The organism is Modestobacter lapidis (assembly GCF_054780755.1).
Window position 1 is genome coordinate 69920 of sequence record NZ_BAAGVS010000014.1, and the last position, 16006, is coordinate 85925.

Here is a 16006-nt window from a genome sequence, read left to right on the forward strand (position 1 = left end):
CCCGCCGTCGGCGTCAGCTGACACAGCACCACCAGCACTGCCCGGCAGGGGCGGTCCCGCATCGCGGGGCCGCCCCTGTCGGCGTCGAGATCGGGGATCCGGGGCACTCGGCGGGCCCGCGAGACCCCCGCATCCCCGATCTCGGCGGTGGTGGCCGAGCTCGGTCGACGGCGCGGCCGATCGACCGCATCCGCACGCGCAGCTCGGCCAACCGGTCCACCACCAGCTCCCCGGCCCACCGGGCGTCGCCCAGGTCGTCGAGCACCCAGCGGGGCGGTTCGGTGATCCGGCCGAACACGCCGCTGACCGAGCCGATCGTGAGGACGGCGAGGGTCTGCCCCGACGTCCCCTCCGCAGGGGCAGGGGCAGGGGCAGGGGCACGGGCAGGGGCACGGGCAGGGGCACGGGCACGGGCAGGGGCACGGCCAGCGGCCCGGTCGGCCTCGGTCCGTTCCGCCTGGCCGTCCTCGAAGCTGCGCAGCGGGTACCGCAGCGACCAGGGCCGCAGCCGCCACAGGCCCGCCTCGACCAGGGTGCCTGCCCACTCGTCGAAGCCGAGCGCACCCCAGTCCAGCCAGTCCAGCAGCGAGGAGTCGCCCTCGTCGGCCTGGGCGGCGACGTCCGCGAGACCGTGCGTGGCGGCCAGGTCGTGGTCCAGTTCGACGGCGTCCTCGGTGTGCGTCAGCGCGCCGCAGAGCGCCAGGTCCAGGATCAGCGCGCCCCGGACCAGGTGGTCGTCGAAGGTGAGGCCACGGGGACGTCCGCGCCGGTTCAGGCACAGCGCGGCCAGCCGCGTCGCCGCCAGCTCGCGCAGCGGCCCGCTCACGCCCCGTCCTCCGGGGCGAAGCAGCAGCACTCGGTGCGGGCGGGTGCATCGGTCATGCCGCGACCTCAGCACACCGGGCGGTGCGCGGACGCACCCGAGGGCCCGTCGGTCAGCGGGGCTGCGGCCGGTGCACGGTAGCGGGGCGCCGGGGCCCACGGGTCGCCGATCCGGGGCGGCACCGGGCCGCCCCGCGTGAGGCCCGGGCGGACGGGTAAGCGCCGGGGTGTGGCTGTGGTGATCGGGACCTCGGGGTGGCAGTACCGCGACTGGCGCGGCCGCTTCTACCCTCAGCAGCTGCCCCAGCGGCTGTGGCTGGAACACCACGCCGCGCACTTCGCCACCGTGGAGAGCAACAACGCGTTCTACCGGCTGCCGGAACGCACCACGTTCGAGGCGTGGCGGGCGCGTACCCCGCCCGACGTCCGCTGGGCGGTGAAGGCCAGCCGGTTCCTCACCCACGTCAGGCGGTTGCGAGACCCGGCGGAGCCGGTGGCCCGGCTGATGGACCGGGTGGCCGGGCTCGGTGACCGGCTGGGCGCCGTCCTGCTGCAGCTGCCGCCCACCCTGCGGGCCGACGTCGACCTGCTGCGCGAGTGCCTGGCCCAGTTCCCGGCCGGTACCCGGGTGGCCGTCGAGCCGCGGCACGAGAGCTGGTGGACCGACGAGGTGCGCGCCCTGCTCGAGCGGTACGGGGCGGCGCTGTGCTGGGCCGACCGCGACGAGCAGCCGATCGCACCGCTGTGGCGCACCACCGACTGGGGCTACCTGCGCTTCCACATCGGCGCGGCCGAGCCCTGGCCGCGCTACCGCCCGGAGACCCTGCAGCTGTGGGCCGACCGGCTGGCGACGGCCTACGGGGCCGGCGACGACGTCCTGGTGTACTTCAACAACGATCCGGGCGGCGCGGCGATCATCGACGCCACGGTGTTCGCCGACGCGGTCGGCGGCACCGGCCGCGTGCACACCCGGGTGCCCACCATGGGTCAGGCGACCGGCGCCGCGTGGCCGGTGCCCGAGCCGAAGCCGGGCCGTCAGAGGGCGGCCGGGTCCTCGGCGAAGCTGACTCCCAGCTGACCGGCGGCCTGCTCCAGCACGTCCTGGACGGCGAGGGTGTCGGCCAGCGGCATCACGGCGCTCTCGGTGCGGCCGGCCTGCAGGCACCCGGTGACCTCGATCAGCTCGTGCGCGTAGCCGCTGCCCAGCTGGGCAGCGTTGATCGCCTCCGGCGACGCGCCGGGCCGGTGCAGCACGATCGTCTGCGGGTGGTGGAAGCGGGGAAGGACGTCGATCCACCCGGCGGTCCCGAACACCCGCGCCTGGCCGGGCAGCGCGTTGCGCAGCGACGTGGTCAGCGTCGCCGCCCGGCCGTCGGCGTAGCCGAGCAGCAGCGCGGCCTCGGCGTCGACACCGGTGGGGAACCGCGACCCGACGGCAGCCACCGAGCCGGGGTTGCCCAGCAGCATCTGGGCGAAGGAGACGACGTAGACGCCCAGGTCGAGCAGCGCCCCACCGCCCAGCTCCCTGGCGAACAGCCGGTCGGCGGGGTCGAACGCGCGCTGCACGCCGAGGTCGGCCTGGACCGAGCGCACCTCGCCGATCGCGCCGTCGGCGATCAGCTCCCGCAGCCGGACGACGGCCGGCTGGAAGCGCGTCCACATCGCCTCCATGACGAACAGCCCGCTGCTGCGCGCGAGGTCCACGACCTCGGTGGCGCCGGCGGTGGTGGCGGTGAACGACTTCTCCACCAGCAGCGCCTTGCCCGCGCGCAACGCCCCCAGCGCGATCGCGTGGTGCTGCGGGTGGGGCGTGGCGATGTACAGCACGTCGACGTCGGGGTCGGCCAGGACGTCCCGGTAGGAGCCGTGGGCCCGCTCGATGCCGTGCCGGTCGGCGAAGTCCCGGGCCCGGTCGGCCGAGCGGGACGCGACGGCCACCACCCGGGCGTCGTCCACGACGGCGAAGTCGCGCACCACGTTCTCGGCGATGCGGCCCGGCCCGACGATGCCCCAGCGGATCTCTCTCGTCACCAGGGGAACGCTAACCGGGGCGTGCGGTGGCGGCTCGTCGGCGGATGGGCAGACTGCTGGTCGTGACCGTGCTCATCGACACCCCGGTCTGGCCCTGGCGCGGCCGGCTGTGGTCGCACCTGGTGAGCGACGTCAGCTACGCGGAGCTGCACGCCTTCGTCGCCGCCGAGCTGGACATCCCCCGGCGGGCGTTCCAGGGCGACCACTACGACGTCCCCGAGGAGCTCTACGGCCGGGCGGTCGCCGCCGGGGCCGAGCCGGTCGCTTGCCGGGAGCTGCTGCGGCGACTGCTCGCCGCGGGGCTGCGCGTCAGGAAGCCGCGGGTCCCGGCTGCGCCGCGCGGGCCCGCAGCAGGCTGAGCTCGGCGGTCAGGTTCTCCCGGGCGCGCTCGGTGAGCTGCGCGGCCACCTCGGGCAGCCGGTACAGCGCCGGCAGGGCGAGCAGGTGATCGAGCACGGCGGTGCGACCGGCGGTGAAGGCCTCGTCGGAGAGGTGCCCGTACTCGGCGCGGACCGCCGACGCGTAGGCGGCGTAGGCCTCCGGCGGGCCGGCCAGGACCGCGAGATCGGCGTCGCAGAGCACCGCACCGTCGACGTCGTCCGGGGCCGGGTCGTGGCCGGCGGTCAGCAGCACCAGCCGCTCCACCTCGGCCACGGTCGCGTCATCGACCAGGCCGACCAGCCCGATCCGCGCCCGTGCCGCGCTGACCTCCTCGTTGTCGCTGCGCTGCGGGTCGTAGGCGACGTCGTGGTACCAGGCCGCCAGCCGGACGGCGGTCGGGTGCTCGGCGGCGCCGGCGAGCTGGTCGACGATGCCGAGCACCGCCGCCAGGTGCGCCAGGTCGTGGTAGTGGCGGTGCGGTTCGCTCCAGGCGCCGACGACGGCGGCCCACTCGGTGCGCGAGGTGGGGGAGTCGCCGGCCAATGCGGCCCAGTCCTCGAAGGTGACGGTCACCTGACCCCGCAGGTGCGCATGGCCAGCAACACGTAACTGCGGGCCGCGGTCGCGAGCTCGGCGAGCGGCACCTGCTCGGCGGGGCCGTGGGCGAGCTGGATGTCCCCGGGGCCGTACTGCAGGGTCGGGATCCCGGCGGCGGCGTACAGCCGCAGGTCGCTGCCGTACGGGGCGGCCCGCTCCGGCGGGCAGCCGCCCCCGGCGTCGGCGACCGCGCGCTGCACCGCCGCGCCCAGCGGATGGGCGGCCGGGAGCTGGCCGCTGGCGAAGGAGCCGCCGGTCCACACCACCCGCACCGGGTGCTCGGCCAGCCACGGGTGCCCCGCACTGAACCGGGCGAGCGCGGTCTCCAGCGCGGCCTGTGCCGAGGCCACCGGCTCGGCCAGCCGGACGCCGTAGCGCCCCTCCGCGACCAGCGTGTCGGGCACCGAGCTGGCCCAGTTGCCGGCCGACACGGTTCCGATGGAGATGGCGAACGGGTGCTCGATGCCGCCGAAGCGCGGGTCGGCGTCCGCCTCGCGCTCGGCTTCCAGCACCCGCAGCGCCGTGTGCACCTCGGCGAACAGCTCGACCGCGCTCACCCCCTGGCCGCGGGTGGCCCCATGCGCCGCCCGGCCGGTCACCTGCAGCCGGAAGGTGAGCGCCCCCGCGTTGGCCGTGATGACGGCGCCCGCGGTGGGCTCGGGAATGACGCAGTGGTCGCCGGTGTGGCCGCGGGCCAGCGTGGCCCACGCGCCGAGGCCGCCGTCCTCCTCACCGACCACGCTGTGCACCGCCAGCGGCCGGGCCAGCCGCACGCCCGCGGTGCGCAGCGCGCGCACCGCGGCGAGCGCGGCGACCAGGCCGCCCTTCATGTCGCAGGTGCCCCGGCCGTGCATCGTGCCGTCGGCGATCCACGGGACGAACGGGTCGGCGGGCCACAGCGCCGCGTCTCCGGCCGGCACCACGTCGGTGTGGCCGGCGAGCACGAGGGCCGGGCGGCCGTCCTCGGCGCCGGGCAGCGTGCCGACGACGCCCCACGCCTCCTCGCGCACGACCTCCTGCCCCGGCGCGTCCTCGGCGACCAGGGCGGTGGGCAGGTCGATCGGCCAGCAGTCGACGTCGGCCCCCAGCTCGTCGAGCCAGGCGGCCACCAGGTGCTGCGCCTCGGACTCGGCGGCCGTCCCGCCGACCGACGGGACGGCGGCCAGCGCGGACAGCCGCTCGACGGCCCATCCGTCATCCACCGCGTCCAGGGCAGCAGCTTCGGCAGAGGTCAGGTCGCCCACGCCCGCGAGTCTGGCACGCCGCCCGGATGCGCTCCGGCGGGCGGTTACCGTGCCCGGCATGTCCTCTCCACCGCCTCCGCCGGGCTGGTACCCCGATCCTGCCGGGAGCCCCGGCGTCCGCTGGTGGGACGGCCAGGGCTGGACCGAGCACGTGCAGCAGCCGGCGCAACCCCCGCCGGCCGCGGGGCCGCCGCACGGCGGGGCGCAGTACCCCGGGCAGCCCCACGGCGGGCAGCAGTACGGGGCCCAGCCGCAGCCCGGGGCCTGGCCGAGATCGGTGCTGCTCGAGCAGCCGGTGCTCGTGGTGGCCCAGAAGACCAAGCTGATCGAGCTGACCAACGAGTACGCCGTCGCCGACGGCAACGGGCAGCAGCTGGGCGCCGTCGTCCAGGTCGGGCAGAGCGGGCTGCGCAAGGCGCTGCGCTTCGTCTCCCAGCTCGACCAGTACCTCACCCACCACCTCGAGGTGCGCGACGCCACCGGGCCGGTGCTGGTGCTCACCCGCCCGGCCAAGATCGTGAAGTCCCGGGTGCTGGTGGCCCGGCCCGACGGGCAGCCGGTCGGCGAGATCGTCCAGGCCAACGTGTTCGGCAGGATCCGGTTCGACCTGATGGTCGGCGAGCAGCTGGTCGGGGCGATCCAGGCGGAGAACTGGCGGGCCTGGGACTTCTCGATCACCGACGGCTCGGGCCAGGAGGTCGCCCGGATCACGAAGAAGTGGGAGGGCTTCGCCCGGACGATGTTCACCACCGCCGACAACTACGTCGTCCAGGTGCACCAGCGGCTGGAGGACCCGCTGGCCAGCCTGGTGCTGGCCTCGGCGCTCACCGTCGACACCGCCCTGAAACAGGACGAGCGCGGCTTCAACTGACCCCCCGGGGTGGCGGCGCGAGGAGGCCTCCGGCGGGTACGGTGGACGACGTCCGGGCCGGGCGACCTGTGTCCCCGGGCTCCACTAGATAACTGCCGCCGCGGAACACCGCCCCGACCCCGGTCGGGGGCTGGAGCTGCGGATGTGCAAACCGCCGCGAGGCGACCAGCGTCCGGCTCGGACCCAGACGCGACGACAACCCCCGGGCCCCCGTGCAGGGCGGGGGCACGGGATTCTTCGTCAGTCCTCGTGCTGTCCCAGCAGCCAGCCGCACGGGGCGGCCAGCTCGTCGGCCGCCGCCGGCCCCCACGAACCCGGCGCGTAGGGCTGGACCGGGGGCCGCGCGTCCAGCAGCGGCTGCACCGCCGCCCACGCCGAGCCCAGCCCGGCGCTGGTGGTGAACAGCGACCGGTCGCCGGTGATCACGTCGTGGATCAGCGAGACGTAGGGGGGCAGCGGGTCGCCGCCGGGCACGTCGCCGAGCTGCAGCGACGTCCTCGCCTCGGCCAGGGCGAGGTCGGGGCCGGGCTTCTTGGTGACCAGCCGGAGGTCGATCGCGCCCTCCCCGGACAACGACAGCGACACCACGTTGCCGGCGCCGGGCACCGAGGCCACCGGGCCGTCCGGCCTGCGCAGCAGCAGGCTGACCCGCTGGGCGTCGCCGCCGAGCTTCTTGCCGGTGCGCAGGACGAACGGGACGCCGTGCCACCGGTCGGTGTCCACCCACAGCCGGGCGGCGACGAACGTGTCGGTCTGCGAGTCCGCGGCGATCCCGTCGATGTCGGTGTACCCGTCGAACTGCCCCAGCACGACGTCCTCGGGCGACAGCGGCCGGAACGCGGCCAGCACCGCTTCGCGGGCCGCCTGCAGATCGGCCGGCGACAGGCTGAGCGGCGGCTCCATCGCGACCTCGGCGGCCAGCTGGAACAGGTGCGTGACCAGCATGTCCAGCATCGCGCCGGTTTGGTCGTAGAAGTCGGCGCGCTGCGCCACGTCGAGGGTCTCCGGGACGTCGATCTGCACCTGACGGACGTGCTCGGCGTTCCACACCTGCTCGAACAGCCCGTTGGCGAACCGCAGCACGTGCAGGTCCTGGCTGCCCTCCTTGCCCAGGAAGTGGTCGATCCGGAAGACCTGGTCCTCCGCCAGCACCGACAGCACCAGCTCGTCGAGCTCCCGGAAGGACTCCGGCGAGGTGCCGTAGGGCTTCTCGAACACCACCCGGGCGCCCGTGGTCAGGTCGTGCTCCGCCAGCCCGCGGGTGATCCCGGCGAACGCGGTCGGGGGGACGGCGAGGTAGTGGACCACCTGCACGTCCTCACCGAGGTCGGCCCGTGCCTGCGCCAGCACCTCGGGCAGGCTCCCGGCGTCCTCGGGGGTGAAGCCGCCGCCGGCGAACCGCAACCGGGACGAGAAGTCCTCCCACGGGCCCTCGTCCGGGTGCGGGCCGAACTCGGCGAGCGCGTCGTGCACGCGGGCGGTGAAGTCCTCGTGCGACAGGTCGCCACGGCCGCTGCCGACCAGCTGCCAGTCGGCGGGCAGCAGGCCCCGCTGGGCCAGCTGGAAGAAGGCCGGCAGCACCATCCGGTGGGCGAGGTCACCGGTGGCGCCGTAGAGCACGAAGACGGTGGGGGTGAGGTCGGTGGGGGTGCCGGTCTCGGGCACGGGCTTCCTCTCGCTGGGCAGGCGTCCCGGGCCGGACACCACCCCCGGCCGTTCCCCGGGCGGAGCCGAGCCACGCGTCAGCGGTGGATGAGCCGGGCAATGGACCCGACCTCGCCACGGGCCACGGGGACCGTGAGGAGTGGGGCCCGGAGGGTCCCGCGACCGAGCGGCGAAACGGCTCCGGGTCGCCGGGGACGGCACCTGACCGCGGTGCGGCCCGTCAGGGTCGCAGTGTCACAGCATCGTGCGCAGGCGCTCCCGCCGGGCCCGCAGCACGTCCACCGACGCGGAGGCCGACGGCGGGCCGGGCACCGACTGCCGCAGCTGGGTGTGCACCACCGCGTGCGGGGTGGACGTGCGGGCCGACACCTTGCTGACCAGCCGGTTGATCTCCCGGCGGAGCTCGGCGACGTCCCGCCACGAGCCGCCGGTCTCGACCTCGGGCAGCTCCTCGATCAGGTGGCCGTCGTCGTCCTCGTCGTGGTGCCGGTGCTGGGAGATGCGCACCCGGAGCTCGTCGTCCCGCTTGGCCAGCAGCTCGGCGGTCTGGGCGGGGGTGAGCAGCCCCGGGATGCCGAGGAACTCCTCCTCGTCGGCACCGAGCGGGGCCAGTGCCACCGCGGGCGTGCCCTCGCCGGTGTGCGCCGTCCCGCCGTGCAGCACGTGCGCGAAGCGCGCGTCGGCCTCCAGCGCCTCCCACTTCGCCAGCTCGCCCTCGCGCGGCTCGCGCGGCGGCAGGTCGAGGGCCTCCAGCTCCTCGTCCGTCGCGGCCTTGGGCGGGGGCATGACGTGGTTGCGCTCCTGCTCCAGCGAGGCGGCCAGCGTCAGCAGCGGCCGCACCGCGGGCAGGAACACCGTGGCCGACTCCTGCGGGTTGCGCGCGCGCACCACGCGGCCGACGGCCTGGGCGAAGAACAGCGGCGTCCGGTAGGAGGTCATCCAGGCCAGGACCGCGGCCCGGGGGATGTCGACGCCCTCGGAGACCATCCGCACACAGACCGCGATCCGGGCCGAGCCGGTGGCGAACCGCTCGATCTTCTTCGATGCCTTGGGGTCGTCGGAGAGGATCAGCTCGGGCGCCTTGCCGGTCACCCGGCGGACGATCTTGGCGTAGGCGCGGGCGTCGTCCTGGTCGCTGGCCAGCACCAGCCCGGCCGCGTCGGGGACGCCGGTCTCGCGCAGGTGGGTGATCCGGTCGTCCATCGCGGCGATCACGTGCGGTACCCACTGGCCCTTGGGGTCCAGCGCCGTCCGCCACGCCTGCATCTCCACCGACCGGGTGCCGGCCTCGGTCAGCGAGGCGGCGACCACCTCGCCGGCGGAGTTCCGCCAGCGCGAGGTGCCGGTGTACGCGGCGAAGACCACCGGCCGGACGACGGCGTCGGCGAGGGCCTCCTTGTAGCCGTAGGTGTAGTCGGCCCGGCTGGCCAGCCCCACGCCACCCTGGCCGTCGTCACCGAGGAAGGTGTCCTCCTCGTAGCGCACGAAGGGGATCCGCTCGTCGGCCTTGGTGCGGAACGGGGTGCCGGTCAGGCACAGCCGGCGCGCGACGAAGCCGAACGCCTCCTCGATCGCCTCACCCCAGGACAGCCCGTCACCGGCGTGGTGTACCTCGTCCAGGATGACCAGCGACTTCACCGCGGTGCTCCGGGCGGCGTGCAGCATCGGCTTGCCGGCGACCTGCGCGTACGTGGTCACGTAGCCCTGGGTGCCCGGCCGCACCGGGCCGACGGCGTTGGTCAGCCCCGGGTCCAGCACGATGCCCATCCGGTCGGCCGCATCGGCCCACTGCAGCCGCAGGTGGTCGGTCGGGCAGACCACGACGACCCGCGCGACCTCTCGCCGGGCCAGCAGCCGCTGGGCCAGGGTCAGCGCGAACGTCGTCTTCCCGGCGCCCGGCGTGGCGGTGACCAGGAAGTCCTTGGGGGACTGCTCCTCGTACTGCGCCAGGGCAGCCGCCTGCCAGGCCCGGAGGGGCCGTGCGGAGGCGGACTGCGGGGTGGCTGCCGGTGTCGCGCGCGCCAGTGCGGTGTCTCCCATCGCTCGCCATCGTGTGTCGGATCGGTCCGACACGCCCAGCCGTCCGGGGCGCCCGGGTGTGCCGGGATCGGTGTGGCAGGGGGATCGCCACAGTCTCTCAGCCGGCGGCCGCGGCGGGCCGTCGAGGCCGGGGTGACAGATCCCACGGCCGGGCCTCCGCGGGCCGTCGGGGGAGGTCAGGGCAGGGCGGGCAGCAGCTTGTCCAGCGTGATCGGCAGTGACCGGACCCGGACCCCGGTGGCGTGGTGGACGGCGTTGGACACCGCCGCCGCCGTCCCGACGATCCCGATCTCTCCGATGCCCTTGCTGCCCATCGCGTTGACGTACGGATCGTGCTCGTCGAGCCAGTACGCCTCCACCGCGTCCACGTCGGCGTTGGAGACGACGTGGTACTCGGCGAGGTCGTGGTTGGCGACCTGGCCGATCCGGGTGTCGAAGACGCTGTTCTCGTGCAGCGCCATGGACAGGCCCATGGTCATGCCGCCGATGAACTGCGAGCGCGCTGTGCGCGGGTTGATCACCCGGCCGACGGCGAACACCCCCAGCAACCGCGGGACGCGGACCTCGCCGGTGTCGGCGTGCACCCGGGCCTCGACGAACTGGGCGCCGAACGCATAGGCGGCGTGGTCCTCGTCCTGGGCGGCCTGGTCGACGTCGCCGGAGGCCTCGGCACCGTCGTGGGGATCGGTACCGAACGTGCCGCGGAACTCGCGGGCGGCCTGCACGATCGCCGAACCCCAGGTGTTGGTGCCCGACGATCCACCGGCCACCGAGGCGACCGGGTGCCTCGTGTCCCCGATCCGCGCGTCGACGTCGGCCACGTCCACCCCCAGGGCGTCGGCGGCGATCTGCGGCAGGATCGTCCAGCTCCCGGTGCCCAGGTCGGCGGCGCCGATCTCGACGACGTACCGCCCGCCCGCGAACCGGATGGTCGCCGTCGACGTCGCCTGCCGCAGGGTCGGGTAGACCGAGGCGGCCACGCCGGTGCCGACCAGCCAGTCGCCGTCGCGGTGCCCCCGCGGGCCCCGGCCGGCCCAGCCGAACCGCTCGGCGCCCTCGCGCAGGCACTCGACGAGGTGCCGGCTGGACCAGGGCTTCCCCGTCTCCGGGTCGACCTCGGGTTCGTTGCGGATGCGCAGCTCGATCGGGTCGATGGCCAGCGCCTCGGCGAGCTCGTCCATCGCCACCTCGGGCCCGAACATGCCGGGGCACTCGCCCGGCGCCCGCATCCAGGAGGGGACCGGGACGTCGAGGGCGGCCAGCCGGTGCGTCGTCCGGCGGCTGGGGGAGGCGTACATCATCCGGGCCGGGACGCCGGTCTGCTCGGCGAACTCCTTGATCTTCGACGTCTGCTCGACGACGTCGATCGCGATCGCCGACAGCCGGCCGTCCCGGTCGGCGGCCAGCTGCACCTGCTGGATGGTCGGCGTCCGGTAGCCGGCGAGGAAGAACATCTGCTGCCGGGTGAGTGCCAGCCTGACCGCCCGCCCGGGCAGTGCCCGGGCGGCCATCGCGGTGAGCATCACGTTCGCGTGCGGCGTGCCCTTCGAGCCGAAGCCCCCGCCGACGTACGGGCAGATCACCTGGACCTGCCCCTCCGCCAGACCGAACACCTGGCACACCGCGGCGCGGTCGGGGTGCACCCCCTGGGTGGAGTCCCACAGGGTCAGGAAGCCATCACCGGCCGCGTCCCACAGCGCCGTCGTCGCGTGCGGCTCGAGCGGGTTGTTGTGGTACATCGCCGTCTCGTAGGTCTGCTCGACGGTGACCGCGGCCGCGGCCATCGCGGCGGCCACGTCACCCTCGGCGGTGTCGGTCTCGTGCCCGGCGTTGACCTGCCCGGGGGCGTAGAGGTCGTCGCGGTCGGCCGACAGCTCGGTGTCGTGCGGCTGCCCGGCGTAGCTGACCCGGACCCGGTCGGCCGCCTCCCGGGCGACCTCGGAGGTCTCGGCGATGACCACGCCGATCAGCTGGCCCCGGAACGCCACCTCGTCGGACTGGAGGACGGCGTACTCCGCGTCCTCGGTGGAGGCCAGCCGCTCGGCGTCGAACGGCGTGAGCACCGCCAGCACTCCGTCGACCGCCTCGGCGTCGGTCGTGTCCATCGCCGTCACCCGCCCGCGGGCGATGGTGGCCTGGACGGGATGGCAGTACGCCGGGAGGTCGACGGGGGTGTCGACGGCGTAGGTCGCGGTTCCGCGGACCTTCTGCACCCCGTCGCGGCGGACCAGTGCCCGGCCCATCGCACGCGGCTCGACCAGCTCCGTCATGTCAGGCCTCCGAGGGGGTCAGGTCGCGCAGGACGGCGATCAGGGTGCGGCCGACCAACGGGATCTTGAAGGCATTCCCGTCGTCGATGCCCGGCTGGGGAACGGCGCCGGCCAGCTCGGCCGCGGCCGCCGCCCGGTAGCTCTCCTCGGTGGCCGGCGCGCCGCGCAGCGCCTCCTCCGCGGCGGTGGCCCGCCAGGGCTTGTGCGCGACGCCGCCCAGGGCGATCCGCACGTCGCGGACGACGCCGTCCGCGACCTCGAGCGCAGCGGCGACCGAGACCAGGGCGAAGGCGTAGGAGGCCCGGTCCCGCACCTTGCGGTACTGCGAGTTGACCGCCAGCGGCAACGCGGGGAGGTCGATGGCGGTGATCAGGTCGCCGTGCTCCAGCACCGTGTCCCGCGACGGGTCGCCGTCGGGCAGCCGGTGCAGCTCGACGAACGGGATGGTGCGCTCACCGTGGGGGCCGAGTACCTGCACCTGGGCGTCCAGCGCGGCCAGGGCCACCGCCATGTCGGAGGGGTGGGTGGCGATGCACGTGTCGGGTGCCGTAGGCCCCGGCGGGGTGGGTGGAACGCCGAGGACGGCGTGGTACCGGGTGTACCCGCCGATCGCCGAGCACCCGCTGCCGGGCTCCCGCTTGTTGCACGGGGTCGTGACGTCGGAGAAGTAGACGCACCGGGTCCGCTGCAGCGGGTTGCCGCCGGTGGTCGCCGCGTTGCGGAGCTGGCCGCTGGCCCCGGCGAGCAGCGCCTGCGCGAGCACCGGGTACCGCTCGCGGACCCGACGGTCGGCGGCCAGCTCGCTGTTGGTCACCGCGGCGCCCATCCGCAGGCCGCCGTCGGCGGTGTCGGCGATCTCCCGGGAGGTGAGCCGGCGGACGTCGACGACGACGTCGGGGGTGGCGACGCCGAGCTTGAGGTGGTCGACGAGGTTGGTGCCGCCGGCGAGGAACACCGCGGCGGGGTCGGCGGCGACGGTGCGCACCGCCTCGGCGACGTCGGCCGGCCGGGCGAAGGCGAAGGGCTTCACGAGGCCTGCCCGCCCGCCTGCTGCACCGCGGGGACGATGTTGACGTAGGCGGCGCAGCGGCAGATGTTGCCGCTCATCCGCTCGGCGACCTCGTCGTGGGACAGCTCGGGGTCACCGGTCAGATCGGGGCTGGCGTGGCTGGGCCAGCCGCGTCGCACCTCGTCGAGCACGCCCACGGCGGAGCAGACCTGCCCCGGGGTGCAGTAGCCGCACTGGAAGGCGTCGCGGTCGAGGAAGGCCTGCTGGACCGGGTGTAGCTCGCCGTCGGCGGCCAGCCCGTCGGCCGTGACGACCTCCGCGCCGTCGTACGCGACGGCCAGCGCCAGGCAGGTCAGGGCCCGCTCGCCGTCGAGCAGCACGGTGCAGGCGCCGCACTGGCCGTGGTCGCAGCCCTTCTTCGGGCTGGTGTTGCCGAGGCGTTCGCGCAGCGCGTCCAGCAGGGTGGTGCGGGTGTCGACGGTCAGCCGGTGGGCCTCGCCGTCCACCCGCAGGGAGATCTCCGCGTCCATGCCGGGCCGGTGCCCACCGGGCACCGGGCGACAAACCCGCGGCCGGGCAGCGCGTGGCCGTGCTCGGTGGTCAGGCCGGTGCGGCAGTGGGCAGTCCGGCGGCGCGGGCGGCGTCGGCCAAGCGGTGGTCGTAGACGACGAAGGCCTCGAGCGCAGCGCCCAGCGTGGACGCTGTCGCAAGGTGGATCGCGTCCAGGCTGCGTACGGACGGCGGGGCGAGATCTGCGGCTCGGTCGAGAAGCGTCTGGCTCAGCGGGACCAGGTCGAGGCCGGCCAGCAACTGGCGTGCGCCGGTCACGGCGCCGGGCGACGAGCGGGCCACCGCGCGGATGACCTCCACCCGGCACAGGTCGCTGGCAACCCAGGGCTGCCCTGGCCGAGCCGTGACCCAGTCGTCCAGAACGTCGCTCTCGGCTTCGGCGAGCACCAGCTTGACCAGGGCGGAGGTGTCGAAGGCGATCACCGGGCCTCGGCGCGGTCCTCGGCGAGCGCCTCACTGGCGGTGGGTCGACCAGGGGCCGGCGACACCCGGGCGGGCAGCGCCCGGGGACCCCGGGCCGGAATCAAGCGACCTTCCGCGATGAGCCGCTCCCGTGCCGTGCTGGCCGGCGACGGGGGCGCCAGAACGGCGACGAGTCGCCCACGCTCGGTCACCTCGACGGTCTCGCCCGCCTTGACCATGTCGAGGTAGACGCTCGCGTTCTGGCGTAGTTCACGCACGCCGATCCGGGTCATTCCGCACGGTAGCATCGCGCGTGCTACATGAGGTCAGTCGGCCGGCTCGTCCACCCGGTCGGGGCCGTTGACCTCGCCCGGGCCGGCCAGGTCCGCGGCGTCCACGATCGTGTACGCGTACCCCTGCTCGGCCAGGAACCGCTGCCGGTGGGCGGCGTACTCGCTGTCCAGGGTGTCGCGGCTGACCACGGTGTAGAAGTGCGCCTGCCGGCCGTCGGCCTTCGGGCGCAGCACCCGGCCGAGCCGCTGGGCCTCCTCCTGCCGTGAGCCGAACGTCCCCGACACCTGGACGGCGACGGCGGCCTCGGGCAGGTCGATGGAGAAGTTGGCCACCTTGGAGACGACCAGGGTGCGGATCTCCCCGGTGCGGAACGCCTGGAACAGCCGCTCCCGCTCCTTGTTGGTGGTCGACCCCTGGATCACCGGGGCGTCGAGCGCGGCACCGAGCTCCTCGAGCTGGTCGAGGTAGGCGCCGATCACCAGCGACGGCTCGTCGGGGTGCCGCTCGAGCACCCGGCGGATCACCGGCAGCTTGGACTGCGCGGTGGCCGCGATCCGGTAGCGCTCCTCGGGCTCGGCGACGGCGTAGGTCATCCGCTCCTCGTCGTCCAGGCTGACCCGCACCTCGATGCACTCGGCCGGCGCGATGTACCCCTGCGCCTCGATGTCCCGCCACGGGGCGTCGTACCGCTTGGGCCCGATCAGGGAGAAGACGTCGTCCTCCCGGCCGTCCTCGCGCACCAGCGTGGCGGTGAGGCCGAGCCGCCGGCGGGACTGCAGGTCGGCGGTGAGCCGGAAGATCGGTGCCGGCAGCAGGTGCACCTCGTCGTAGATGACCAGGCCCCAGTCCTGGGCGTCGAAGAGGTCCAGGTGCCGGTACTCGCCCTTCCGGCGGGTGGTGATCACCTGGTAGGTGGCGATGGTGACCGGCCGGATCTCCTTGCGCTCCCCGGAGTACTCGCCGATCTCCTCCTCGGTCAGCGAGGTGCGGGCGATCAGCTCGCGCTTCCACTGCCGGCCGGCGACCGTGTTGGTGACCAGGATCAGCGTGGTCGCCTTCGCCTCGGCCATCGCCGCCGCGCCGACCAGCGTCTTGCCGGCGCCGCAGGGCAGCACGACGACGCCCGAGCCGCCGGCCCAGAAGCCGTCGACGGCCTGCTGCTGGTAGTCGCGCAGGTGCCAGTCGGCCTGGTCGAGCTCGATCGGGTGCGCCTGCCCGTCGACGTAGCCGGCGAGATCCTCGGCCGGCCAGCCAATCTTCAGCAGCGCCTGCTTGAGCCGGCCGCGCTCGGAGGGGTGCACGACGACGGACTCGCCGTCGATGCGGGCGCCCAGCATCGGGGCCACTCGCTTGCTGCGGACGACCTCCTCCAGCACGGCGCGGTCGCTGCTGCTCAGCACCAGCCCGTGCACCGGGTTGTTGGCCAGCGTGAGCCGGCCGTAGCGGTCCATGGTGTCGGCGACGTCGACCAGCAGCGCGTGCGGCACCGGGTACCGCGAGAAGCGGACCAGCGCGTCGACCACCTGCTCGGCGTCGTGCCCGGCGGCGCGGGCGTTCCACAGCGCGAGCGGCGTCACCCGGTAGGTGTGCACGTGCTCGGGGGAGCGCTCCAGCTCGGCGAACGGGGCGATCGCAGCCCGGCACTCCTTCGCCAGTGGGTGGTCGACCTCCAGTAGCAGGGTCTTGTCCGACTGGACGATCAGGGGGCCGTCGCTCACGCGGGGATTCCTTTGGCTCGGAGACTGCGGCGCAGACCTGCACGCCGGACTGACCACGGTAACGCCGGACGGCGACGGGTCCTTCCGCTCGA

The 16006-nt window shown here is 74.5% G+C and carries 15 protein-coding genes; 3 read left to right on the forward strand and 12 right to left on the reverse strand.

Annotated features, from left to right (window positions below):
- Window positions 1-13: 13 nt before the first annotated feature.
- Window positions 14-826 (reverse strand): hypothetical protein, encoded by an 813-nt coding sequence (locus ACYVG5_RS14520; RefSeq protein ID WP_222047080.1) that lies wholly within the window; start codon window positions 824-826, stop codon window positions 14-16.
- 231 nt (window positions 827-1057) lie between these two features.
- Here ACYVG5_RS14520 and ACYVG5_RS14525 point away from each other — a divergent pair, with 231 nt between their 5' ends.
- Entirely contained in the window at window positions 1058-1900 is an 843-nt protein-coding gene (locus tag ACYVG5_RS14525; RefSeq protein WP_460683289.1) for a DUF72 domain-containing protein, read from the forward strand.
- On the opposite strand, the gene ACYVG5_RS14530 is transcribed toward ACYVG5_RS14525, so the two are convergent.
- Window positions 1858-2853 (reverse strand): Gfo/Idh/MocA family protein, encoded by a 996-nt coding sequence (locus tag ACYVG5_RS14530; protein WP_222047075.1) that lies wholly within the window; start codon window positions 2851-2853, stop codon window positions 1858-1860. The genes ACYVG5_RS14525 and ACYVG5_RS14530 overlap by 43 nt on opposite strands.
- Window positions 2854-2915: 62 nt before the next feature.
- Here ACYVG5_RS14530 and ACYVG5_RS14535 point away from each other — a divergent pair, with 62 nt between their 5' ends.
- The gene (locus tag ACYVG5_RS14535; RefSeq protein WP_222047074.1) at window positions 2916-3212 is read left to right on the forward strand and encodes a DUF4031 domain-containing protein; all 297 of its coding nucleotides are present in this window, start codon (window positions 2916-2918) and stop codon (window positions 3210-3212) included.
- Here ACYVG5_RS14535 and ACYVG5_RS14540 read toward each other — a convergent pair.
- Together ACYVG5_RS14540 and ACYVG5_RS14545 are read right to left on the reverse strand one after the other, a co-directional pair.
- Window positions 3163-3807, reverse strand: coding sequence for an HD domain-containing protein (locus tag ACYVG5_RS14540; RefSeq protein WP_222047073.1), 645 nt, complete (start codon window positions 3805-3807; stop codon window positions 3163-3165). The two genes, ACYVG5_RS14535 and ACYVG5_RS14540, sit on opposite strands and share 50 nt — an antisense overlap.
- Complete coding sequence (locus ACYVG5_RS14545; protein ID WP_222047071.1) at window positions 3804-5075, reverse strand: ArgE/DapE family deacylase; 1272 nt, start codon at window positions 5073-5075, stop codon at window positions 3804-3806. The genes ACYVG5_RS14540 and ACYVG5_RS14545 overlap by 4 nt, the downstream gene beginning before the upstream one ends.
- A 58-nt stretch (window positions 5076-5133) precedes the next feature.
- Between ACYVG5_RS14545 and ACYVG5_RS14550 the strand changes: the two genes are divergently transcribed.
- Entirely contained in the window at window positions 5134-5946 is an 813-nt protein-coding gene (locus ACYVG5_RS14550) for a phospholipid scramblase-related protein (protein ID WP_222047069.1), read from the forward strand.
- A gap of 240 nt (window positions 5947-6186) precedes the next feature.
- Here the strand turns inward: ACYVG5_RS14550 and ACYVG5_RS14555 are convergent, their stop codons facing one another.
- From ACYVG5_RS14555 to ACYVG5_RS14590, 8 genes are all read right to left on the reverse strand, one after another.
- Window positions 6187-7611, reverse strand: a complete 1425-nt coding sequence (locus tag ACYVG5_RS14555) for a glucose-6-phosphate dehydrogenase (RefSeq protein WP_460683290.1) — start codon at window positions 7609-7611, stop codon at window positions 6187-6189.
- A gap of 234 nt (window positions 7612-7845) precedes the next feature.
- Window positions 7846-9651 carry a DEAD/DEAH box helicase gene (locus ACYVG5_RS14560; protein WP_222047067.1) on the reverse strand — a complete coding sequence of 602 codons (1806 nt, stop codon included), beginning with the start codon at window positions 9649-9651 and terminating at the stop codon, window positions 7846-7848.
- Between the two features lie 176 nt (window positions 9652-9827).
- Entirely contained in the window at window positions 9828-11921 is a 2094-nt protein-coding gene (locus ACYVG5_RS14565) for a xanthine dehydrogenase family protein molybdopterin-binding subunit (RefSeq protein ID WP_222047065.1), read from the reverse strand.
- 1 nt (window position 11922) lies between these two features.
- The gene (locus tag ACYVG5_RS14570) at window positions 11923-12951 is read right to left on the reverse strand and encodes an FAD binding domain-containing protein (protein WP_222047063.1); all 1029 of its coding nucleotides are present in this window, start codon (window positions 12949-12951) and stop codon (window positions 11923-11925) included.
- Window positions 12948-13460, reverse strand: coding sequence for a 2Fe-2S iron-sulfur cluster-binding protein (locus ACYVG5_RS14575; protein WP_222047061.1), 513 nt, complete (start codon window positions 13458-13460; stop codon window positions 12948-12950). The genes ACYVG5_RS14570 and ACYVG5_RS14575 overlap by 4 nt, the downstream gene beginning before the upstream one ends.
- A gap of 70 nt (window positions 13461-13530) precedes the next feature.
- Window positions 13531-13923, reverse strand: a complete 393-nt coding sequence (locus ACYVG5_RS14580; protein WP_222047059.1) for a type II toxin-antitoxin system VapC family toxin — start codon at window positions 13921-13923, stop codon at window positions 13531-13533.
- The gene (locus tag ACYVG5_RS14585) at window positions 13920-14195 is read right to left on the reverse strand and encodes a type II toxin-antitoxin system prevent-host-death family antitoxin (protein ID WP_222047057.1); all 276 of its coding nucleotides are present in this window, start codon (window positions 14193-14195) and stop codon (window positions 13920-13922) included. Before ACYVG5_RS14585 ends, ACYVG5_RS14580 begins: the two co-directional genes overlap by 4 nt.
- 33 nt (window positions 14196-14228) lie before the next feature.
- Window positions 14229-15914, reverse strand: a complete 1686-nt coding sequence (locus ACYVG5_RS14590) for a DNA repair helicase XPB (protein WP_222047055.1) — start codon at window positions 15912-15914, stop codon at window positions 14229-14231.
- Window positions 15915-16006: the final 92 nt, after the last annotated feature.